The 21,746-nt window shown below is 63.8% G+C and carries 19 protein-coding genes and 1 tRNA gene; 3 read left to right on the top strand and 17 right to left on the bottom strand.

The genetic code is table 11. From position 1 onward, the window contains the following. Positions 1 to 73 precede the first annotated feature (73 nt). The 9 genes from B5E67_RS08895 to B5E67_RS08935 all read right to left on the bottom strand — a co-directional run bounded on the left by B5E67_RS08895 (position 74) and on the right by B5E67_RS08935 (position 9,383). The gene (locus B5E67_RS08895; RefSeq protein WP_087384789.1) at positions 74 to 292 is read right to left on the bottom strand and encodes a hypothetical protein; all 219 of its coding nucleotides are present in this window, start codon (positions 290 to 292) and stop codon (positions 74 to 76) included. Between the two features lie 1,265 nt (positions 293 to 1,557). After that, positions 1,558 to 1,628: transfer RNA gene (locus B5E67_RS08900), tRNA-Gln, on the bottom strand. Positions 1,629 to 1,813: 185 nt separating this feature from the next. Then, positions 1,814 to 3,205 (bottom strand): sigma-70 family RNA polymerase sigma factor, encoded by a 1,392-nt coding sequence (locus B5E67_RS08905; RefSeq protein WP_087248584.1) that lies wholly within the window; start codon positions 3,203 to 3,205, stop codon positions 1,814 to 1,816. Positions 3,206 to 3,249: 44 nt separating this feature from the next. Beyond that, positions 3,250 to 4,218: an SDR family NAD(P)-dependent oxidoreductase gene (locus B5E67_RS08910; protein ID WP_087384791.1), complete on the bottom strand. Its 969-nt coding sequence runs from the start codon at positions 4,216 to 4,218 to the stop codon at positions 3,250 to 3,252. Between the two features lie 198 nt (positions 4,219 to 4,416). Beyond that, entirely contained in the window at positions 4,417 to 4,905 is a 489-nt protein-coding gene (locus tag B5E67_RS08915) for a nucleoside deaminase (protein WP_087248580.1), read from the bottom strand. A gap of 762 nt (positions 4,906 to 5,667) precedes the next feature. Continuing rightward, positions 5,668 to 6,444, bottom strand: coding sequence for a TSUP family transporter (locus tag B5E67_RS08920; RefSeq protein WP_087384793.1), 777 nt, complete (start codon positions 6,442 to 6,444; stop codon positions 5,668 to 5,670). A 31-nt stretch (positions 6,445 to 6,475) separates the two neighbouring features. Continuing rightward, complete coding sequence (locus B5E67_RS08925; protein WP_087384794.1) at positions 6,476 to 7,324, bottom strand: serine hydrolase; 849 nt, start codon at positions 7,322 to 7,324, stop codon at positions 6,476 to 6,478. 85 nt (positions 7,325 to 7,409) lie between these two features. Continuing rightward, positions 7,410 to 8,399, bottom strand: coding sequence for a dipeptidase (locus tag B5E67_RS08930; protein ID WP_087384796.1), 990 nt, complete (start codon positions 8,397 to 8,399; stop codon positions 7,410 to 7,412). Positions 8,400 to 8,423: 24 nt separating this feature from the next. Then, positions 8,424 to 9,383, bottom strand: a complete 960-nt coding sequence (locus B5E67_RS08935) for a C40 family peptidase (protein WP_087384799.1) — start codon at positions 9,381 to 9,383, stop codon at positions 8,424 to 8,426. A gap of 197 nt (positions 9,384 to 9,580) precedes the next feature. Here B5E67_RS08935 and B5E67_RS08940 point away from each other — a divergent pair, with 197 nt between their 5' ends. Genes B5E67_RS08940 through B5E67_RS08950 form a run of 3 tightly spaced genes read left to right on the top strand, consistent with a single transcriptional unit; the run spans position 9,581 to position 13,594 of the window. Further along, the gene (locus tag B5E67_RS08940; protein WP_087384801.1) at positions 9,581 to 10,024 is read left to right on the top strand and encodes a MarR family transcriptional regulator; all 444 of its coding nucleotides are present in this window, start codon (positions 9,581 to 9,583) and stop codon (positions 10,022 to 10,024) included. Then, positions 10,021 to 11,775 carry an ABC transporter ATP-binding protein gene (locus tag B5E67_RS08945; RefSeq protein ID WP_087384803.1) on the top strand — a complete coding sequence of 585 codons (1,755 nt, stop codon included), beginning with the start codon at positions 10,021 to 10,023 and terminating at the stop codon, positions 11,773 to 11,775. Before B5E67_RS08940 ends, B5E67_RS08945 begins: the two co-directional genes overlap by 4 nt. Continuing rightward, the gene (locus tag B5E67_RS08950) at positions 11,750 to 13,594 is read left to right on the top strand and encodes an ABC transporter ATP-binding protein (RefSeq protein ID WP_087384805.1); all 1,845 of its coding nucleotides are present in this window, start codon (positions 11,750 to 11,752) and stop codon (positions 13,592 to 13,594) included. The genes B5E67_RS08945 and B5E67_RS08950 overlap by 26 nt, the downstream gene beginning before the upstream one ends. A 186-nt stretch (positions 13,595 to 13,780) precedes the next feature. Here B5E67_RS08950 and B5E67_RS08955 read toward each other — a convergent pair whose 3' ends face one another. The 8 genes from B5E67_RS08955 to B5E67_RS08990 all read right to left on the bottom strand — a co-directional run bounded on the left by B5E67_RS08955 (position 13,781) and on the right by B5E67_RS08990 (position 21,617). Next, entirely contained in the window at positions 13,781 to 14,680 is a 900-nt protein-coding gene (locus B5E67_RS08955) for an ROK family protein (RefSeq protein WP_087384808.1), read from the bottom strand. 13 nt (positions 14,681 to 14,693) lie between these two features. After that, positions 14,694 to 16,130: a 6-phospho-beta-glucosidase gene (locus B5E67_RS08960; protein ID WP_087384810.1), complete on the bottom strand. Its 1,437-nt coding sequence runs from the start codon at positions 16,128 to 16,130 to the stop codon at positions 14,694 to 14,696. 123 nt (positions 16,131 to 16,253) lie between these two features. Continuing rightward, entirely contained in the window at positions 16,254 to 17,585 is a 1,332-nt protein-coding gene (locus B5E67_RS08965; protein ID WP_087384813.1) for a PTS transporter subunit EIIC, read from the bottom strand. Between the two features lie 46 nt (positions 17,586 to 17,631). Next, positions 17,632 to 17,943 (bottom strand): PTS sugar transporter subunit IIB, encoded by a 312-nt coding sequence (locus B5E67_RS08970; RefSeq protein ID WP_087248558.1) that lies wholly within the window; start codon positions 17,941 to 17,943, stop codon positions 17,632 to 17,634. A gap of 53 nt (positions 17,944 to 17,996) precedes the next feature. Continuing rightward, on the bottom strand, positions 17,997 to 18,314 hold the full coding sequence (locus B5E67_RS08975) for a PTS lactose/cellobiose transporter subunit IIA (protein ID WP_087248556.1): 318 nt from the start codon (positions 18,312 to 18,314) through the stop codon (positions 17,997 to 17,999). 317 nt (positions 18,315 to 18,631) lie between these two features. Beyond that, entirely contained in the window at positions 18,632 to 19,417 is a 786-nt protein-coding gene (locus B5E67_RS08980) for a MurR/RpiR family transcriptional regulator (RefSeq protein WP_087248554.1), read from the bottom strand. 122 nt (positions 19,418 to 19,539) lie between these two features. Beyond that, positions 19,540 to 20,913 (bottom strand): HAMP domain-containing sensor histidine kinase, encoded by a 1,374-nt coding sequence (locus tag B5E67_RS08985; protein WP_087384815.1) that lies wholly within the window; start codon positions 20,911 to 20,913, stop codon positions 19,540 to 19,542. After that, positions 20,910 to 21,617: a response regulator transcription factor gene (locus B5E67_RS08990; RefSeq protein ID WP_087384816.1), complete on the bottom strand. Its 708-nt coding sequence runs from the start codon at positions 21,615 to 21,617 to the stop codon at positions 20,910 to 20,912. Before B5E67_RS08990 ends, B5E67_RS08985 begins: the two co-directional genes overlap by 4 nt. Positions 21,618 to 21,746: the final 129 nt, after the last annotated feature.

A 21,746-nucleotide genomic window follows, 5' to 3' on the forward strand; every position in this document is an offset into this window, starting at 1 on the left:
CACCGGCCGGGAAGCGCCGCTTTCCGTTTGTGTGCGGGCCCGCCGGCCTGTGCTCTGCCCCGGGGCGGCGCCGTCACCCCAGCAGCGCCCCCAGCCCATCCAGCAGCCAAGCAAACCACGCCAGACCTGCCACAGCCAGAACCACCCCCAGCCCGCACAGCAGGCATCCCAGGCCGCCCCCCGGCCCGCCGGTCTGAGGCTTGCCGGGTTTCTGCGTTCGGTCAAACGCCTGCTTGTAGTGGGCGTAGCCCCAGGCGCCCTTGCCGTAAAACCCGAAATCCCAGTCCTTCATCCTGCCTTCCTCCTCCGCATGGGCGGCGCTCCGCCCTTTTCTGTCGGTCTGATTGTACCACAGGCCCGGTCCCTTTGGCAGGACTTTTTCCTCCCCTGCGGCTGCCGTCTCTGCCCGTTTTCCGCCGCCGCGGTTCGTCATCCCGTTCTCTGTCGCGTTTTCCGCCGCCGGGCTTCTCTCCGGGCCGCCCGGATGCCCCCGGCCGGACAGGACACCCCTGTCGGTCAAGCAAATGCTTCATTTGCCAGGCAAACGCAAGCAAATCAAGCAAATGCTACTTTTGCTAAGCAAACGGTAGCAAATCAAGCTGTAACTGTTCCTGTAACTGTCCCTGTAACTGTCCCTGTAACTGTAACTGTACATGTTCCTGTCTCTCTCATAGAGAGAGTTAAAGAGAGAGGCAAAAGACGCTGTGCGCCGGTGGCGGCGCATACCGCCTTTTGCGAAGAGAGACGACTTCCACCGGTTTGGGATAGAACTCGATGACCAGCCCCGCCGGGAATCCCAAGGACCCGTCCTGCTTGCAGGTCCTGCGGGAGCGGGCGGCGGGCGCGGGGGCCATTGGAGGCCCGCCGGAAACCATGGGCAGAGCGGCCGGGGGCCTTTCCGCCGGATATTTCCGGCAAAAAGCGGCAAAAGTCGGCAAAGGGCGGCAAAAGCGGCAAATGCCGGATTTGCCGCTTTGGTTTTCGGCAAAACCGGCTGTAACTGTAACTGTTCCTGTAACTGTCCCTGTCCCTGTAACTGTACATGTAACTGTTCCTGTCTCTCTCATAGAGAGAGGCAAAAGACGCTGTGCGCCGATGACGGCGCATACCGCCTTTTGCGAAGAGGGAGACGACTTCCACCGGTTTGGGATAGAACCCGATGACCGGCCCGGCCGGGAACCCCAAGGGCCCGTCCTCCTTGCAGGTCCCGCGGGAGCGGGCGGCGGGCGCGGGGGCCATTGGAGGCCCGCCGGGGCCGTTCAAGGCCGACAGGGAAAGCCAGGGCCGTCAGGGCGGCCCGGAACCCGGCCCAGAGCCGCAAGGGAGCGGCCGGAGGCCTTTGGGTGACCCGCGGGAACAGCCAGGGGCCGACAAGGCGGGGCCGGACAAAACCGGGAGGGCGGCTTTTTGCGGCGCGGCAGGGCCGCAGGACGCCCCGTGCAGCAGAAAGGAAAACGAGGCCCCTGGAAGGGTTTTGCCTCCCGGGCATAACTTTTCCCATCCAAACAACAAAAAAACCCGCACAGAGGCTCCAAAGCCTCCATGCGGGGTTTTCAGTTGCGCCAGCAGGAGTCGAACCTGCGATGGGGGAGTCAAAGTCCCCTGCCTTACCGCTTGGCGATGGCGCATCGGACTGCACGGCGGTCCGCCAAAAGCGGACGCACCGTGCAGATAATTATTATACCGTGTCTGCTAGAGCAGACAAAAACCAATCCGTGCGAAGCACATTCCTCTGGGTCAAATAACCGCTTTGGCGGTTATTATACCATATTTGAGCACTCTGTGCAAGTGGGCCGGGGCGTTTGGCCCGGCATCACTCGATGAGGCCGTTGAGGAGGGTCAGGCACTTGCGGCTGTGGAGCTTGCGGATGGCCTTGGCCTCGATCTGGCGGACACGCTCACGGGTGACGCCGAAGTCGCGGCCCACTTCCTCCAGGGTGCGGGGACGGCCGTCGTCCAGGCCGAAGCGCAGGCGGATGACCTTCTCCTCGCGGGGGGTCAGGCTCTTGAGGGCCAGGTTGATCTGCTGGGCCACCATGGCGCGGTCAGCGGCCTTGCCGGGGGCCTCGGCGTTCTCATCGGCCACGAAATCGCCCAGGGAGGAGTCCTCCTCCTCACCCACCGGGCTCTCCAGGCTGGCGGGCTCCTGGGCCATCCGCTGGATCTCGCGGACGCGCTCCACCGTCATGTCCATGGCCTTGGCCAGTTCCTCGGCGGTGGGCTCATGGCCGTTCTGGTACACCAGCTGGCTGGTGGCCTGGCGCATCCGGTTGATGGTCTCCACCATGTGCACCGGGATGCGGATGGTGCGGGCCTGGTCCGCGATGGCGCGGGTGATGGCCTGGCGAATCCACCAGGTGGCGTAGGTGGAGAACCGGAAGCCGCGGGCGCAGTCGAACTTTTCGGCGGCCTTGATCAGGCCGATGTTGCCCTCCTGAATCAGGTCCAGGAACGCCAGGTTATGGCCCACATGCTTCTTGGCGATGGACACCACCAGACGCAGGTTGGCCTCGCTGAGGCTGCGGCGGGCGTTCAGGCCGTCCTGACGGGCCTTCATCAGCTCTTCCCGGCGCTCGTCGGTCAGGGGGCCGTCCTCGACGGCCTCCATGGCTTCCTTCACCTCGGCGGCCTCCTCGGCGGATTCCTCCGGGTTCTCTTTATCCTTGCGGTCCTCGGGATCCAGATCCTCCTCCGGCTCCTCGTAGTCGGGGGAGTTCTCGTCCTCCTCAAACGAGAACCGGGCGGTGTTGCGCTTGATGTAATCGGGGCGGTTATACTTGCGGCGGTCGGCCTGCAGGATGCGGGCCGCCTCGGCGCCGGCATGAATCCGGCGGCTCAGCTCCACCTCCTGCTCCGCCGACAACAGCGGAATCTGGCCGATCTGCTTTAAGTAATTCTTGACGGGGTCGTCCAGCAGCTCATCCATCGCCGCCTTCAGGTCGGCGGGATTCTCCTCCAGACGGTCCTCCTCGGGCTCGTCGTAGTCGTCGTTGGCGCTGTTCTCGGCGCTCTCCACCTCTGCCAGGATGCCGTCCACGTCCAGGGATGCCTCGTTCTCCTGGATCTTGATCCCCCGTTCCTCCAGAATGGTGTACAGGCTCTCGGTGTCCAGGCCGCATTCCTGCGCCAGTGCGCGCACTTCGTCCGCGTTGACGGTCCCCTCGTTGGCGCCTTTGCGCAGCATCTCTTTTAAGGTCATGCCCATATTTCTCTCTCCTTTTTGCTCCAGAGGTCAGGCGGCGGGGCGGTTCAAATCACCAGCCCGCCATTTACGCCGAACACCTGCCCCGTGATATACCCGGCCTCTTCCCCTGCCAGGAACAGCAGGGCCCGGGCCACCTCCTCTGCGCTGCCCAGGCGGCCCACCGGGGTTTCTTCCGCCAGGGCCTCCCGGTCCGCATCGGTAAAGGACGCCATCATATCGGTGTCGATGACGCCGGGGGCCACACAGTTGGCCGTGATGCCGCTGGGCCCCTCCTCCCGGGCCAGGGCTTTGGTCAGGCCGATCAGGCCGGCCTTGGCCGCCGAATAATGGACCTCACAGCTGCCGCCGGTCTGGCCCCACATGCTGCTCACCGTGAGAATCCGCCCCCACTTGCGGCGGATCATCCCGGGCAGCGCCAGCTGGCACAGGTGGAAGGCACCGGTCAGGTTGACGTCCAGCATACGCTGCCACTCGTCGGGGGCGATGTCGGTGAAGAGCTTCTGCTGGGCGATGCCGGCGTTGCAGACCAGAATGTCCACATGGCCCAGAGCCGCGGCGGCCGCGGCAAACGCCGCCTCACAGGCCGAACGGCTGGCCACGTCGCACTGGAGGGCGATGCAGCCGGGCAGGCTGGCCTCCAGGGCTGCGGCGGCCTGGGTGTTGGTGTGGTAGAGCACCGCCACCCGATACCCCGCCTGATAAAAGGCGCGGGCTGCCGCTGCGCCGATGCCCCGGTCGCCCCCCGAGATCAACACCCCGCGGGCGGGGGTATGGCAGGGCTGCGGGGCGGAAGGTTCCGCCGCCGGCCGGGCCGGTGCGGGACAGGGCTCCGATGCAGTCGCTGCAGGGGGCTCCTCCACAGGCAGTTCAGGCGGCTCGGCTGCAGCCGGAATCTCTGCGGCGGGAGCTTTTTCCTGCTCCGGCGCAAAGGACGCAGGCACGTCCTGTTTGGGCTGCGGGGCCGGTGCGGGTGGTTCCAGCTCAAAAGTCAGCTCAAATTCGTCTTCGTGCATAGGCTGTTTCTCCTGAAAGGTCGTTGGATACCCTGCCGCCCGCCGCCGCGCCGCCAATACTTTCCCTGCCGGAATCGCCGGCACTGCGGCATTTTTGGGCAAAAAAGCGGGCATTTTCGGCAAAATACCATCGTATATTATACACCACCGGCGCGAAAAAGGGAAGTGTCTGGCGGAAAATATTTTTTTCGGGGGCTTTCAGGGACGGCCGGGCGGGGTCCAGCGGGGCTTTTTGCCCCGTTCGGCCCGCAGCCGGGCAAAGAACGCGGCCAGCAGTTCCCCGGCCTCCTCGGCCCGCAGGCCCTTTTCCACCACCGGGTGATGGTTGAAGGGCAGCGCGAACAGGTCGGTCACCGACCCGCAGCACCCGGCCTTGGTATCGGCGGCGCCATACACCACCCGACGGAGCCGGCTGTTGATGATGGCCCCGGCGCACATGGGGCAGGGTTCCAGGGTGACGAACAGCTCGCACTCCCACAGACGCCAGCCGCCCAGGGCCTTGCAGGCGGCGTCGATGGCCAGCAGTTCGGCGTGATGGGTGGCGTTGCGCTGGGTTTCCCGGGTATTATGGGCCGCCGCCACGATTTCGCCCCGGCGGACGATCACCGCCCCCACCGGCACCTCTCCCAGTTCCGCCGCCTTTCTGGCTTCCTCCAGGGCAGCGCCCATCCATTCATAGTCACCCATTGGGGGCCTCTCCTTTCTTTATGATACAAAAACGGCGCTGATGCGCCACATCTACAGTTTGGCACAACAAGCGCCGCGACAAACATATACACCATGTCCTGCGGACGAAGGCGGCAGGATGCTGGTTTACCTTAAGCACGCACTCTCTTTTCGGCTTTGTTCGCTGCGCTGGGGCCGCCATGCAAATTTTCAAGCGGACCGCGTCCGGCACAGAAAATTGGAGCAGCTGCGACCCAAAGGAGGGAGGGTTCTTTTGTGCTTTGCCGCCCTACCCTTTAACACTCTGTCTCTTTTCCTTTTTGTTCGCTGCGCTAGGCCCAGAGGGGGAGGGAGGGGGTTTCGACTCCCCCTCCCTACCCCCTCTGGACTCCCTACCCTCCCTAACGACCAGGGTCTGAACCCTGGACCCAGACGAGGAAGTCGCGGCGTTCAAAAGCCTAAAAAACACTGTCATGCCTGGCCCGTTTAAACTTTCAAGGCCTCAAACGGCGGCACGGGTGTTTTTCTTAACGGCTTTTACCCGCCGCTCCGATTGGTGCCACATGCTCGCCTCAGCGGGCTGGCGGTTCGGTGAGTCTTTTACTTATCAGTGAATCTTTCACTCAGTAATCAGGCCAGAAAAAACTTTGCATCGTACCGCGCCGCAGGCGCAAACGTAACGAGCGAGCGGGGGCGTAACGGCCCCGCGGAAGTGTCGGAGACCCGCGAACTGAATGGTACACAGTGAAAGTCTTTTGCCGACTTTTCTTCCAGAAAAGTCGGTCAGGCGACGGCTTCCATGGTGAGGCGGCCAAGGAGCAGAACCAGGACCACCATCATCATGGGGCGGATCACCTTGGCGCCGCCCTTGAGGGCCAGACGGGACCCGATGAGGTTCCCCACAATGCCGCTGATGGCGCAGGGAATGGCGATATGGAACACCACCAACCCCGAAGCCAGATAGGTCACCAGGCTGGCGTAGTTGCTGGCCATGTTCAGGACCTTGGCGTTGCCGCTGGCCCGCCGCATATCAAACCCCATGATGGTGCTGAAGGCAATGATGGCAAAGGTCCCGGTTCCCGGGCCGAACAGGCCGTCGTAACACCCGATGCCCACGCCGATGGCCAGGGCCTGAACCGCCCGCAGCCGGGTCAGGGCGCAGTCGCCGCAATCCCGGTCGGGGGCCTTCCACTGGGTCAGGATGATGACCGCCGCCACCGGCAGGATGCACAGCATCATCAGCCGCAGGGCCCCGTCACTGAGCCAGACCGCAATGTGGCTGCCGGCGGCGCTGCCCACAAAGCTGCCGGCCGCCGCCAGCAATCCCACCTTCACGTCCAGAGCGCCGCTGCGCAGAAACTTGCCGGTGGCAAAGGTGGTGCCGCAGGCGGCGCTGAACTTGTTGGTGCCGTAAGTATAATGGACCGGCAGCCCCGCAAACAGGTAGGCCGGCAGGCTGATGAGTCCGCCGCCGCCCGCCGCCGAGTCCACAATCCCCGCAAAACCCGCCATGCAGATCAGAAAAAGCAGCATGGGGCCGCTTACCGTGATTTCTCCCATAAAATGTTTCCCCTCTCGTTTTTGTCTTCCCTTACAGCCACAGCCGGCCCTCACAGGCCAGCACCTGGTCCAGGATCATCCGGCTCACCTTCGCACCGTATACCATGGCGGGGTGAGCGTTGTATTCAATGATGTCGTCAAAATTTTTATTCATCAGGACGATGACGTACTCCCCGTAGGGGGTGTGGACGATGCCGCCGTCGTTGCGGCATGCGTTCATGCTGCCGCTCTTGCTGGCCACCCAGATCAGCTCCTCCTCCCCGGTCTCCTCGCAGTCCAGGTAGTAGGGCGGGAAATTCCCGGTCAGCATGGTGTTGTAGTGCTGGGCCCGAAAGATGGCCAGCATGTCGGCGCTGGCCTCCCGGCTCACCAGGGTTCCGCGGGCCACCCGGGCGAACAGGCCCGCATAATCCCGGGGTGTGGTGGTGCCCAGCTTGTCGTACCGGTCAAAGTGGAGGGGGTTGTGGAGCACCGTATGCTCAAACCCCAGCTCCTGAATGCACCGGTTGATCTCCTCCAGGCCCAGGTAGTCGATGATCATGTTGGTGGCGATGTTGTCCGAACAGATAATCATCATGGTGGCGGCATCCTTCACCTTGAGGGCCGCCCCCACTCCCAGGGCCCGCAGCATCCCCGAGCCGTCCACAAAGTGTTCCGGCCGGTAGGTGACGGTGTCCTCCAGGCTGGCCTTGCCCCGGCTGGCCTGCAGGTACAAAGCCGCCAGGATATACGCCTTGATGGTGGAGGCCGTCTCAAAGGGTTCGTCGGCCCCCATCTCCACCGTATGGCCCTGCAGGTCGTCCACAAAGACGCTCATCTGGCCATGATAGGAATAGAGCTCCGCCGCAATCCGCTTTTCCAGGGTCATGTTCTGATCCATCTTGTATCATTCCTCGTCCGTTTTTCAGTTTGTAAATTTTATCCGTATCCAGCCGGTAGAATTCCGCCCGGATATTGCGCTCCGGTCACAGATTTTCCTCAAAGAACCGCCGGGCGTTGCGCCAGAAGATCCCTTCCACCTCGTCCTCGGTGAAGCCTTCTTTCCGCAGGGCGTCGGCCAGCAGGGGCATTTTGTCGCAGCTGTCCAGTTCCAGCGGCCCGCCGATGCCGTCAAAGTCGCTGCCCAGGGCGATCATCTGCACCCCGCCCACCTGCTTGAAGTGGGCCGCGTGTTTGGCGATGAGGGATGTGGTGCTGCGGCAGAGAGCCGGGGCGGGCTGGTCGTCCAGGAAGGCGGTGCAGTAGTTCAGGCCCGCGATGCAGCCCCGTTCGGCCATGGCCCGGATCATCTCGTCGGTGAGGTTGCGGCAGTGAGGGGCCAGCGCCCGGCAGTTGGAATGGCTGGCCGCAAAGGGCCGGGTGCTGTGTTCCACCACGTCCCAGAATCCCCGGTCGGACAGGTGGCTCACGTCCACGATCATGCGGAGCCGCTCCATCTCGGCCAGGAAGGCCAGGCCGGTCCCGGTGAGGCCGTGGTGGGCGTCGGGCGGGCAGGGCCACAGCTGGGGCCCCTCCGCCTTGACGTTGGAGGCCGCCAGCTGGTTGTCGTAGTTCCAGGTGAGGGTCATCATCCGGACCCCCAGCTCATACAGCCGCCGCAGGACTCCCAGGCTCCCCTTGCAGCAGCCGCCCTCCTCCACCGTCAGCAGGGCGCTGATCTTGCCGGCGGCAGCGTTGCGGGCGATGTCGGCGGCAGTGTACACCGGGGCGATCCGGTCGGGATAGGCCGCCATGATCCGCTTGAAGATATCGATTTCTTCCAGGGCGGTGACCAGAGGGTCCTCCCCCGAGCCCAGGTTCACAAAGGCCGCCAGGCACTGGAGCATATAGTCCCCGGCCTCCAGCCGGGTCAGGTCGATGTGGAGGTCGTTGCGTTCAAAATTCGCCGGCCGGCCTTCCTTTTCGGCGTGGCGCAGCTCGCTGAGGGTATCGCAGTGCAGATCCCATACTTTCATGGTGGGCGTCTCCCCTTTCACCGTTCAAAATATCGTGCCCACGGCTGTGAGCTTCCGGTCCAGGTCCTCCCGGTAGAGGGGGCTGGCCGGGTCCAGGCTGTTGTACACCACCCCGCCGCTGGCCGCCGCCCCGGTGGAGTGGATGTACAGCCCCTCCCCCAGATAGAGGGCCACATGGCCGGGGAAATACAGGGTATCTCCCGGCTGCATGGCGGCGCGGGGGATTTCCCGCACCGGCCAGCCCGGCTTGATGCTGGCGTTGCGGTAGATGAGGACCCCGTTCTGCATATAGACGTTGCTCACCAGGCCCGAGCAGTCCACCCCGGCCCCGGCCTTGCCGCCCCAGCGGTACTGGGCCCCCAGATACTTCCGGGCCGTCTCGCAGACCGCCCGGCGGAAGGCTCCTTCGTTCCCGCCGTGCCACCGGTCCAGCGCCCGCTGGACCAGCTGGCCGGGCTGAATGCCCAGAGCCTGGGCCAAAGCGTCGTCAAAGGGCAGGCCCTCCCGCTGGGTAAAGACGGCGTCCTCCTCCCAGGCCAGGGGTTCCAGAGACTGGTTCCAGGCCCAGGCGGGCCGGCCGTCCGCCAGCAGAACCCGGGTCCAGCCCTCCACCGGTTCCCCTTCAGGGGCCAGGCGGAGCCGGCTGCCCCGGCCCACCGTCAAGAGCCGGACCCCCGCCACTTTGGGGCAGGTCAGCAGGTCGGTCTCCCGGGCCGCCATCACCGACGGCGCGGACAGATAGGCCCGCAGCTGTTCCTCGGTCAGGAACAGCAGGTCTTCCCGGTCCACATAGCCGGGATAGCCGTAAAAGGTGCAGACCCGGACCATTCCCTCCCCGTCCGGGTCCTCCACCACCTGGCAGCTCTGGCCGTAGAGGCCCTCGTCCCCGATGGCGGACAGCAGCTGCCCGTCCTCGCCCGGACGGGTTTTCTCCGGCAGGTCGTAAATGGTGGCCGCCGGGCGGATAAACAGCGCGTATTGCACAGTGCAGCCCTCCTTTGTTTCACTCGGTCTATCATTGTAGCATCACGGGGCGAAAAATGCAACAAAACCGCGGACTTTTCCCTCTTTGGCCCCCGGCGGGGCCGCTTGACATCCGCCGCCGCTGCGCTATAATGAAAAAGCTGTGGCACAATCATTGACATATCAACCATTGACGCATCAAGAAAGGAGCCTTTTCCATGGAAAACGGCTTTCACATGCTGCTGTACCGGGCGTTCCACGCCCAGCGCGCCTGGCTGCGGCCGGGCCGCGCCGCCCTGGGCCTGGGCCCCGGCCAGCCCAAGCTGATCTGTTATCTGGCCCGGAAGGGTCCCTGCAGCCAGAAGCATCTGGCCTGTTACTTTGAGGTGGACCCGGCGGCGGTCTGCCGGATGCTGGACTCGCTGGAAAAAGGCGGGTTCATCACCCGCCGGGTGGACCAGAACGACCGCCGCACCGGCATCGTCCAGCTGACCGAGGCGGGCCGGGCCGCCGCCGACGCCTGGCAGGAGGACTGCCAGGCCATGGAACAGCAGATGCTGCGGGGCTTTTCGGACCAGGAGGCCCGGCAGTTTGCCGACTACCTGCGCCGGGCCCGGGAAAATCTGCGGGCCGCACCGGCCCCCAAGGAGGAAACGCCGTGAAGGATTTGAAACGCCTGCTTCAATACATGGGCCCCTACCGCCGGGACATGGCCCTGGGGATGCTGCTGGTGGTGATCGAGAGCGCCTTTGAGATGTTCATTCCCATTCTCATGAGCCAGATCATCGACGCAGGGGTAGCCCAGCGGGATGTGGCCGTCATCCTGCGGATCGGCCTGGAGATGGCCGCCTGCGCCCTGCTGGCCCTCATCACCGGCCTGCTGTACGCCAAATACGCCGCCCGGGCCTCCTACGGCTTCGGCGCCCGGATCCGCCAGGCCCAATACGCCAAAGTCCAGGCCTACGCCTTCGGCAACCTGGACCACTTTGAGACCTCTTCCCTCATCACCCGGATGACCACCGACGTGTCGGTGGTGCAGAACGCCATCAACGGCGGATTCCGGCCCATGGTGCGGGGCCCCGCCATGCTGGTGCTGGGTGTGGCTTTGTCCTTCTATATGAGCCCCCGGCTGGCGGTGGTGTTCTTTGTCTGCGCCCCCATTCTGGGCCTGGTGCTGGTGTTGGTGGTGCGGCGGATCGCCCCCATGTACACCCGGCTCCAGCAGGCCATGGACCACCTGAACACGGTGGTGCAGGAATGCCTCACCGCCATCCGGGCGGTAAAAGCCTTTGTCCGGGGCCAGTACGAGGAGGAAAAGTTCCGCCAGGTCAACACCGAACTGATGAACGTGAGCCTCTCCACCTTCCGCACGGCGGTGCTCAACCTGCCGGCCTTCCAGCTGACCATGTACGCCGCCATGGTGATGATTCTTTGGTTCGGCGGGCAGATGATTCTGGCCGGGACGTTGACGGTGGGCCGGCTCACCAGCTTCCTCAGCTATGTGCTGCAGGTGATGAACTCCCTGATGATGATTTCCAACGTCTTTCTGCTGATGACCCGTTCCCTGGCCAGCGCCCACCGGATCGCCGAGGTGCTGGACGAGGAGGTGGAGCTCACCTCCCCCCAAGACGCCGTGAAGGAAATCCCCGACGGGGGCGTGGTCTTTGAGAACGTCTCCTTCAAGTACCACCCCGACGCCGCCGAATACGCCCTGGCGGGAATCAACCTGACCATCCGGCCGGGGCAGACGGTGGGGATTCTGGGAGGCACCGGCTCGGCCAAGTCCACCCTGGTGCAGCTGATTCCCCGTCTGTACGACGCCACCGAGGGCCGGGTGCTGGTGGGCGGACAGGACGTCCGCCGCTACGATTTGACCGCCCTGCGGGACGCCGTGGGCATCGTCTTGCAGAAAAACGTGCTGTTTTCGGGGACGGTGCGGGACAACCTGAAATGGGGCAATCCCGACGCCGACGACGAGACCCTGTGGGCCGCCTGCCGGGCCGCCCAGGCGGAGGAATTTCTCCGCCGGATGCCCGGGGGCCTGGACGCCGACCTGGGCCAGGGCGGCGTCAACGTGTCGGGCGGCCAGAAACAGCGCCTGTGTATCGCCCGCACCCTGCTGAAAAAGCCCAAGATCCTGATTTTTGACGACTCGGTCAGCGCGGTGGACACCGCCACCGAGGCCAAAATCCGCAAAGCCCTCAGCGACCTGACCGGCGTCACCAAAATCATCATCGCCCAGCGGGTCACTTCGGTGATGGGCACCGACCAGATTGTGGTGCTGGAGGACGGACAGATTCACGCTGTGGGCACCCACAGCCAGCTGCTGGCCTCCGACCCCATCTACCAGGAAATCTATCACTCTCAGATGAAAGGAGGCGGCGCGGATGCCGGCACGGCAGATCACGGGTAAAAAGCCCAAGAACTTCTGGCGCACCCTGAAAACCCTGCTGTCCTACATGGGGCAGCACAAATTCCTGTTTCTTGCGGTGGCGTTGCTGGTGACCATCAGCGCCCTGGGCAACCTGCTGGGCACCTATATGATCCGCCCGGTGGTGAACAGCGTGGGCGCCGGGGACGCCGACGCCCTGGCCCGGGGTGTGCTGCTCACCGCCCTCATCTGCGGCATAGGCGCTCTGGCCGCCTTTGGCTACACCCAGACCATGGTCTACGCCGCCCAGAAGGTCCTGTACGACATCCGGCGGGACCTGTTCGCCCACATCCAGTCCCTGCCCCTGCGGTTCTTTGACACCCAGCTCCACGGGGACATCATGAGCTATTTCACCAACGACGTGGACACGGTGGCCGACGCCCTGAACAACAGTTTCGCCATGACCATCCAGAGCTTCATCCAGATGACCGGCACCCTAGTGATGCTGTTTGTGCTGAACTGGCGTCTGTCCCTGATCGTAGTGGTGGGCTACGCGGCCATGTTCCTGTACATCCGGTTCAGCGCCAAACGCAGTACCTCCTACTACACCACCCAGCAGGCGGCCCTGGGGGACGTCAACGGCTACATTGAGGAGATGGTCAGCGGCCAGAAGGTGGTGAAGGTGTTCAACCACGAGCCGGAAAACCTCCGGATCTTCGGGGAGAAAAACGAGACCCTCCGCAAGGCCGGCACCGGCGCCCAGAGCTACGCCGCCACCATGGTGCCGGCGGTGGTGAGCATCTCCTATATCAATTACGCCGTGGTGGCGGTGGTGGGGGGCCTGATGGTTTTGAACGGCATGACCGACATCGGCAGCCTGTCCAGCTATCTGGTGTTTGTCCGCCAGGCCGCCATGCCCATCAACCAGTTCACCCAGCAGAGCAATTTCCTGCTGGCGGCCATGGCGGGCGCCGAGCGGATTTTTGAGGCCATGCGGCTGGACCCCGAGGTGGACGAGGGGAAAATCCGCCTGGTGAACGTCCAGGAGAAGGACGGCGTCCTCACCGCCTGCGACCAAAAGACGGGGCTGTGGGCCTGGCAGAAGCCGGACGGCGAACTGGTGCCCCTGCGGGGGGATGTGCGGTTCCACGACGTGAGTTTCGGCTATGAGCCGGGCCATCCCATCCTGAAAAACGTCAGCCTCTACGCAAAGCCGGGCCAGAAGATCGCCTTTGTGGGCTCCACCGGCGCCGGCAAGACCACCATCACCAACCTGATCAACCGGTTCTATGACATCGACGCCGGCAGCGTCACCTACGACGGCATCGACGTGCGGGACATCGCCAAGGATTCCCTCCGCCGGTCTTTGGGCATCGTCCTGCAGGACACCCACCTGTTCACCGGCACCATCGCCGACAACATCCGTTTCGGCAAGCTGGACGCCACCCGGGAGGAGATCATCCGGGCGGCCAAGGTGGCCAACGCCGACTCCTTCATCCGCCGCCTGCCCCAGGGCTACGACACCCGCATCACCTCGGACGGCGCCAGCCTGTCCCAGGGCCAGCGGCAGCTGCTGGCCATCGCCCGGGCGGCGGTGGCCGACCCGCCGGTGCTGATTCTGGACGAGGCCACCAGCTCCATCGACACCCGCACCGAGTCCCTGATCGAAAAGGGCATGGACCAGCTGATGGAGGGCCGCACCGTCTTTGTGATCGCCCACCGCCTGTCCACCGTCCGCAACGCCAACGCCATCATGGTGCTGGAACAGGGCCAGATTGTGGAGCGGGGCGACCACGACGCCCTGCTGGCCCAGAAGGGCGAATACTACCAGCTCTACAACGGCATGTTTGAGCTGTCCTGACCTGGATACGCCAAAGCGCCCGCCTCCGGGAAACCGGGGACGGGCGCTTTGGTTTTTTGGACCGACACGAAGCCCCCCGCAGAGACGTGCACTCTCTGCGGGGGGCTTCGGGCTAAGAGGAAAGACAGCCGGCGCGGCCGGACCGGTCCACGCAGTCAGGGCGCAGGCTGGCGGAGATGGCGTGCATCAGCCCCGGCGCTGGACGTAATAGGCGTATGCGCCGATGAGGTTGGCGTCGTTGTAGTACTTGCAGGTGACCACCTGGGCCTCGGGCATCCCGTAGATGGCGGCCATCCGGTGGAGCTGGTCCAGGTTCTTCTGGAGGGATTCCATCAGCTTGGGCTGCTGGGAGATGCCGCCGCCGATGGCCACCCGCTCGGGGTCATAGATCAGCTGCAGGTTGCGGATCATCACCGCCAGCTGGGCGGTGAACCGGTCCAGGGCCATGCAGACGGCGGGGTCCCCCTCGTTCACCCAGCGGAACACGTCCTCGCCGTTGATGGAAGCGGGGTCCACCCCTTTGGCATAGGCGGCGGTGGTGATCAGCTTGCTGCTGCCGTTGAGGCCGCACCAGGTGTGCTCGATGGTCTCCACGTGCTCGTCCATGCTGATGGTGCTGAACTCACCCGCCGAAAAGTGCTTGCCCATACGGACCTTGCCGTCCTGGATCAGGGCGCCGCCGATGCCGGTGCCCAGCACAATCACCACGCCGTCGGCGCAGCCGGCCAGGGCGCCCCAGGAGGCCTCCGCCAGGGCGGCGGCCTTGGCGTCGTTCATCACCGTCACCGGCACGCCGCAGCGGGCTTCCAGCTCCTGCACCAGCGGGAAGTCCAGGCCCAGTTCCAGGGCGCCGGTGGTCTTGCAGATGCCGGCCTCGCTGTCGATGATGCCGGGATAGGAGATGGCGATGCCCTCCACCTGGCCCCGGAACTGCTCATAAATCCCCGCCATGGCGTCCAGATGGGCGCTGCGGGAGCCGTGGGGCGAGGGGACCTTGCCGTGATGGGTCAGGTTCCGGTCCGAATCAATCAGCGCGTATTTGATGGAGCTGCCGCCCACATCCAATGTAAGACAAATCCCTGCCATGATGTCCCCTCTCTCAATCGTTGCTCAGGTCCTCGCCGTTGGTGGCGATGACCTTCTTGTACCAGTAGAAGCTCTTTTTCCGGCTGCGGGCCAGGGTGCCGGTGCGGTCGTTGTGCTTGTCCACGTAGATGAAGCCGTAGCGCTTGTCCATCTCGCCGGTGCCGGCGCTGACCAGGTCAATGCAGCCCCAGGGGGTGTAGCCCATCAGGTTGACCCCGTCCTCTTCCACTGCCTTCTTCATCTCGGCGATGTGCTGCTGGAAGTAGGCGATGCGGTAGTCGTCCTGGATGGAGCCGTCGGGCAGGACGGTGTCGTAGGCGCCCAGTCCGTTCTCCACGATGAACAGGGGCTGGGTGTAGCGGTCGGTCATCCAGTTCAGGGCGTAGCGCAGGCCCACCGGGTCGATCTGCCATCCCCAGTCCGAAGCCTGGACAAAGGGATTCCGGGTCAGGTCGGTGCTCTCGCGGTAGTCGTAGGCGGGGTTGTCGTCCTTGTGCTGGATGGCAAAGGTCATGTAATAGCTGAAGCCGATGTAATCCACGCAGCCATCCTTCAGGATGGCCAGATCCTGGTCGGTGACGTCCATCTGATAGCCCTTGCGCTCCCAGTGCTTGAGGATGTTGGGAGGATAGAAACCCTTGGCGTGGACGTCCATGTAGTAGAAGCGGCGCTGCATGGCCCGCTCGGCCATCATGACGTCCTCGGGCTTGCAGGTGGCGGGATAGATGGGGGTCATGGCGATCATGCAGCCGATCTTGAAGTCGGGATTGATCTCATGGCCCACCTTCACGGCCTCGGCGCTGGCCACCAGCTCATAGTGGGCGGCCTGGTACATCAGGTACTCGTGGTCCTCGCCGGGCTTGCAGATGAAGCCGGAGTTGAAGTACATGCTGTTGTCGTGGGTGAAGTTGGCCTGGTTGTTGATCTCGTTGAAGGTCATCCAGTACTTGACCTTGTCCTTGTACCGCTCAAAGCAGGTGCGGGCGAACCGGACAAAGAACTCGATCATCTTGCGGCTGCGCCAGGAGCCGTACACCTCGGTTAGGTGGAGGGGCATCTCGAAGTGGCTGAGGGTGACCACCGGCTCGATGCCGTACTTATGGCACTCGTCAAAGAGATCGTCGTAGAACTTCAGGCCCTCCTCGTTGGGGGTCAGTTCGTCGCCGTTGGGGAAGATGCGGGTCCAGGCGATGGAGGTGCGGAAGCACTTGAAGCCCATCTCGGCAAAGAGGGCGATGTCCTCCTTGTAGCGGTGGTAGAAGTCGATGGCCTCGTGGTTGGGGTAGAACTCCCCTTCCTGGATGCCGTCGGTGACACGGCGGGGGGTGTGGACGTCGCCGGCGGTGACCACGTCCACAATGCTCAGGCCCTTGCCGCCTTCACGGTAAGCGCCTTCCAGCTGGTGGGCGGCCACGGCGCCGCCCCACAGAAAATCCTTGCTAAAGCTCATAACGATACGCTCCTGTTGTTGAAGACCCGTCCCCTGGTACGCCGAAAGCCCTGTCCTTCCAAAAAGACGGGCAGGGCTTTCGGTCAAACCGCAGGGGCCTGCGGGAAAGTGATCAGGTTGTGATTAGTTCTCGGCCTCGGCCTCGCGGGCGATGTTGGCCTTGGCAGCTGCCCGGACGAAGGGCATGTAGATCAGGGTGCTGACGCAGACGCACAGCACGCCGATCAGCAGGGACAGGGGGTTGTGGCCGCCCGAGCCCAGGAAGGGAATCAGGAAGCCGGGGGTGGTCCAGCCCACGTCCAGGGTGACGGGCGGGATGATCTGGAACACGATGGTGCACAGGTAGCCGATGATGTTGCAGACCAGCGGGGTTGCGATGAAGGGAATGGCATAGATGGGGTTCATGACGATGGGCAGACCGAACATCAGGGGCTCATTGATGTTGAACAGGCCGGGGGCAAAAGCCAGCTTGGCGATGGTCATCTGGGTCTTGTCCTTGCGGGCCACCAGGAAGATGGCGATGATCAGGCCCAGGGTAGCGCCCGAGCCGCCGGTGTTGCCGAAAGCGTCGTTGATGGAGGCCCAGGTCAGGGGGAAGGGGCAGCCGATGGTGGTGCCCATCTCGCCGTAGTAGGCCAGGTTGGCCACGCCCTGCTCAGCAAACATGACGCTGCGGATGGCGCTGAGGGTGTTGGGGCCATGGATGCCCAGGATCCACAGGAACTGCTGAGCCAGAGCAAAGAGCAGGACGGTGAAGATGTTGCTGCCCAGGCTGCGGAAGGGAACCTGGATCATGTTGTAGATGATGTACTGGACGCCGCCGTCGGTGATGTTGCCAAAGACAAAGCTCAGGACGCTGGCGATGACGAACACGATGATGATGGGGATGACCAGGTTGAAGGACTGTGCCACAGCGGGGGGCACGCCGTCGGGCATCTTGATCCGCAGTTTTTCATTCTTGGACAGGGCGGGGATGGCCTCGCCCACCAGCAGGCCCACGATGATGGCCACGAACAGGCCCTGGGCGCCCATGAAGGTCATGGACAGGGCGCCGTTCTCGTCGTAGGGCGGGTAGATGATGAAGAACACGCCCACAGCGCAGATGGCGCTCAGCAGGGTGTCGCCGTTTTTGGCCTCAGCCAGCTTGTAGGCGCACAGGAACACGATCAGCAGCGCCATGATATTGGTGGTGCCCTGCAGGATGGGGGTCAGGGCGGCCTGGTAGTCGGCCAGGTTGGGGATCAGAGCGCCCAGGTGCAGGATCTTGGCGATGAAGCCGTTGGGGTCCAGCACAGCGTAGTTGACCAGCATAACCAGCGAACCGGCCAGGGTCATGGGGAACGCCAGGGTGAATGCGTCACGGACGGCCGCCACGTGGCGCTGGCCATTGATTTTGGCCGCAACAGGCACCAGGGTAGCTTCCATGGCGGCCTGCATTTTATCCATCATAGCCATTGTTTCAGATTTCCTCCTCGGTATGGTGTTTCGGCGGGGGCAAAGCTTACTTCTTGCCGGCCAGCTTGAGAGCGAACTCCACGACCTTCTTGCCGTTCATGGTGCCGTAGTCCACCATGGGGATCACGTCCACGGGCACGCCCTTGGGCTCGCAGATCTTCTTGGCGTCGGCCAGCTTGTAGCGGATCTGGGGGCCCAGCAGAGCCACGTCAATGCCGTCGGTCTCCTCGCGCATCTTGGTCTCGCCGGCGGCCTCGATGTCGGCCTCAATGCCCATTTCCTTGGCGGCGGCGCGCATCTTGGTGACCAGTAGGCTGGTGGACATACCGGCGGCGCAGAACAGACGAATCTTAAACATAGAACACACTCTCCTTATCTTCTTCTCAAAGGTAAACCTTTTGCCAGACAGGTTCAGCCGGCCATCTTCTTGTACACTTCGATGAACTTCTCGGCCAGATCAATGACCACCATGGCGGTCATCAGGTGATCCTGGCCGTGGCACATCAGCAGACTCATCGGCACCGCATCGCCGTTGATCTCCTTCTGCACCAGTTCCGTCTGGAAGTTGTGGGCCGCGTTGATGGTGTCGCGGGCGGCAGCGATCTTGGCGACAGCCTCCTCGAACTGGCCCTGCTCGGCCAGGCCGATGGCCTCCATGGCCAGGCTGCGGGCTTCGCCGCTGTTCACCACCAGATTCATTACGATGGCATCGGTGAGATTCTCGTCCATTGCACGTTTCTCCTTTCTGTTTTTTGTTTTTTGTGGACCTTGGCGGGGCGCCCGGCCCCGCTTGCTGAAGCCAGTATAATCCGTTTTTTTGCCCTTGTCATCGGTTTTCAGGGCAAAAATAACCGGTCAACCCCAAGATAACTTGTTTTTGAACGGCAACGATTCGTTTTTTCTTTTGTGCAATGTCTGCAATTCCACTTCCTGCCGTTCGATACTTTTGACCAATTTCTTCACAGCCTGTTTTTTGGGCGGGCGGTTTTGTTTTTGTTCCGGTGCATAAAAAAACACCCCGGGGCTCCGGGGTGGCGGGTGTGTTTTCAGGTTGCGGGCAGCACGGCCAGGCCGGAAGCGCCGTCCTGATCGGGCCGGGCCTGGTACATCCGGCGGCCGATCATCTCCAGCAGGCAGAGCACCGGCGCCTGGCAGGTGAGCTGAAAGTATCCATCCACCCGCACGTCGGCCATATAATAGTTGAGGTTCAGATCGCTGATCTGGGCCAGGGTGCAACTGGCGCTGTTGGTGAGGGAGATGAGGGTACAGCCCCGCTCCTTGAGCTGGCGGGCCATGTCGATGACCTGGCGGGTCTCCCCCGACACCGACAGGGCGATGACCACCACGCTGTCAAAGCGGGCCTGGGTGGTCATGCAGGTATTGATGGGGGTGAAGGGGTCGTCGATGAAGGTGGCGAAATACCCCACGTTGCACAGGTACCGGGCGCCGTACTGGGCCAGGATGCTGCTGGTGCCCACCCCGATGAACAGGATGTGTCCCGCGCCCCGCAGCAGCTGGACCGCCCGGTCCACCTGGCTCTGGATGGCGGGGGAGGACAGCCGCACCAGGAAATCCTGCAGCGCGGCGATGTCCAGGTCGGCCACATCCTTTTTGTCCTGCAGCAGCTCCTGTTTGAGCTGGAGCTTGAACTCGGTGTAGCCGTCGCAGCCGAACTTTTTGCACATATGCAGCACCGTGGTGGTGGAAACATGCGCCTGGGCCGCCAGCTCCCGGATCTTCATGTAGATGACTTTTTCGCGGTTTTTGGTGACGTAGTTGTAGACGGCCATTTCCAGCGCGTTCAGGCTCTGGATTTCTTCGTGGGAAAACAACAGTCCTCGACCCCCTCGCCCCGCGGGCGCCCCGCCCCCGGGTCATTTTTACACCCATTGGGTAGATTTCGAAACATTTTTCTGTTTCATTTTAACATAACCGCCCTGTTTTGACAACCGCCCTACTTTTCTCCGATCCAGATGGTGACGGTCAAACCGTGGGGGGAGGTGTTGGAGAAGGACAGGCGGCCCCGGTGGGCCTGGACAATCTGGCGGACAATCCGCAGGCCCAGGCCGTGTTCTCCGGCGGGGTCGGCGGGCTGGGTGCTGGCCAGCGGCCCGCCCCGGTTGAGGGTCTGGAGCTGGGCGGGGCTGACCCCGCAGCCGTCGTCGGCGATGATGAACAGGCAGCCCGCCGCGGTGGCGGGGGCGGGAGCCACCGTCACGGTGATCCGGCAGCCGCCGGGGTTGTGGCGGATGCAGTTGCGCAGCAGGTTGGAGAGCATCCGGTCCAGCAGGGCCGGGTCCCCCGCCACCGGCAGATGGCGGCCCGGGTGGGCCTCCATGAAGGTCAGGGTGTAGCAGTCGGCCAGGCCGTCGTTGAGCACCTCGCTCACCGCCTGGCGGGCCAGCTCCACCCCGTCCAGCTTTTTCTGGTCGATGGGCCGCAGGGCGTATTCCAGCCGGGTGGTCAGGTTCAGGTCGGCCACCAGGCTGGTGAGCTTTTCGCTCTGGCGGCGGATGGCCCCCGCCTGTTCCCGGGCCCAGGGCGGCAGTTCCCCGCTCTCCTCCAGCTCGCTGGCATACCCCAGAATCACCGACAGCGGGGTGCGGATGTCGTGGGAGATGCCCCGAATCCATTCGGCCCGGGTGTTATCCTTGCGGGTGATGTAGGCGGCGGCCCGGTTGAGGCTGGTGTTGATTTCGGCCAGCTCGCCGTCCTCCTGGAGGCGGACCGGCTTGCCGTCGGCCAGGCTGCGGATGGCGTTGAGGATGGGGCCCATGGCCTTTTCCACCCGCCGGGCGCTGTGGATGAACAGCACCACCACCAGCAGTACATTGATATAAAAGATGCCGCAGGCCAGGGTGGTGAGAAAATCGTAGTAGTCCCGGCCCAGGGAGACGTAATACTTGGCCATGGAGCCCTTGGGCCGGCCCACCACCGCCAGGCTGCCGTCGTCCAGGGCCCAGACGGTGACCGGCCAGTCCTCCAGATACCACCGGCTGAACTGGGCGATGTCGCCGGAGGAATAGGCCCGGGGCAGCTCGGCGGGCATCTGGTATTCCCAGGCCACCTGTCCCGCCGGGCTGAGGACCATGGCCCAGGCCCGCTCCTCCTTCAGCATCCCGATGGCCTCGGGGTCGGCCTGCCAGCTGCTGCCGCCGCCCTGGAGATGGGCGCAGAAATCCACAATTTGAAACCGGTCCGAAGGGCCTTTCACCTCGCTGATCCCCAGCAGCACCACCAGCACCGCAATGTTGGTGAACAGCAGCAGGGCCAGCAGGCCCACGGTGGAAAAGACATACCGGCGGAAAAAGCGTCGTACGGGATTCATCGGCCCGCCCCCTTGGCGTCGGGCAGATCCAGCCGGTAGCCCAGCCCCTTCACCGTCACAATGGACACCGGACGGGAGGGGTTCGCCTCCATTTTTTCCCGCAGATGGCGGATGTGGGTGGCCAGGGTGCACTCGTAACCCTGCCAGACCGGCCCGCAGACCGTCTCGCACAGGGCGCCGGTGGTGACGATGCGGCCGGCGTTCTCGTACAGCTTGCGGAACAGCTGCAGTTCCTTGGCGGTCAGGGGGAAAGTCTGGCCGTCCCGGCGGACGGCGGCGTTCTCGATGTCCACCTCGGCGGCGGCCAGCCGGACCCGGTGCCCGGTGGCGGGGCTGGTGCGCCGCAGGATGGCCTGGGCCCGGAACAGCAGTTCCCGGGGCAGGAAGGGCTTGGCCAGATAGTCGTCGGCCCCGCTCTCAAAGCCGGTGAACTTGTCCTCGGCCTCGCTGCGGGCGGTGAGCATCAGCACCGGCACGCTGCTGGTGCGGCGCAGTTCCCGCAGCACCGAAAACCCGTCCATTCCCGGCATCATCACGTCCAGAATCACCAGATCCGGCCGCCGGGCGGCGCACAGGGCCAGGGCCTGGGGGCCGTTCCCTGCCGTCATCACCTGGCCGTAGCCGGCCCGGACAAAAATCCCCCGCACCATCTCCAGCAGTTCCGCTTCGTCGTCCACGATCAGGATGGTTTTGTCCTCATTCATCCCGTTTCACCTCCAGCCCGATGGCATCCGCCCCTTCCCGGGGGCCGGCCGGGAGGGGCTGCGGCGGCCCAATCTGCCGCCTGAATCAAATCCATTGTACCACAAGGGCCGCCCCCTGCCTACGGCCCC

The sequence above is a fragment of the Faecalibacterium sp. An122 genome (assembly GCF_002160895.1).
Lineage (GTDB): Bacteria > Bacillota > Clostridia > Oscillospirales > Ruminococcaceae > Faecalibacterium.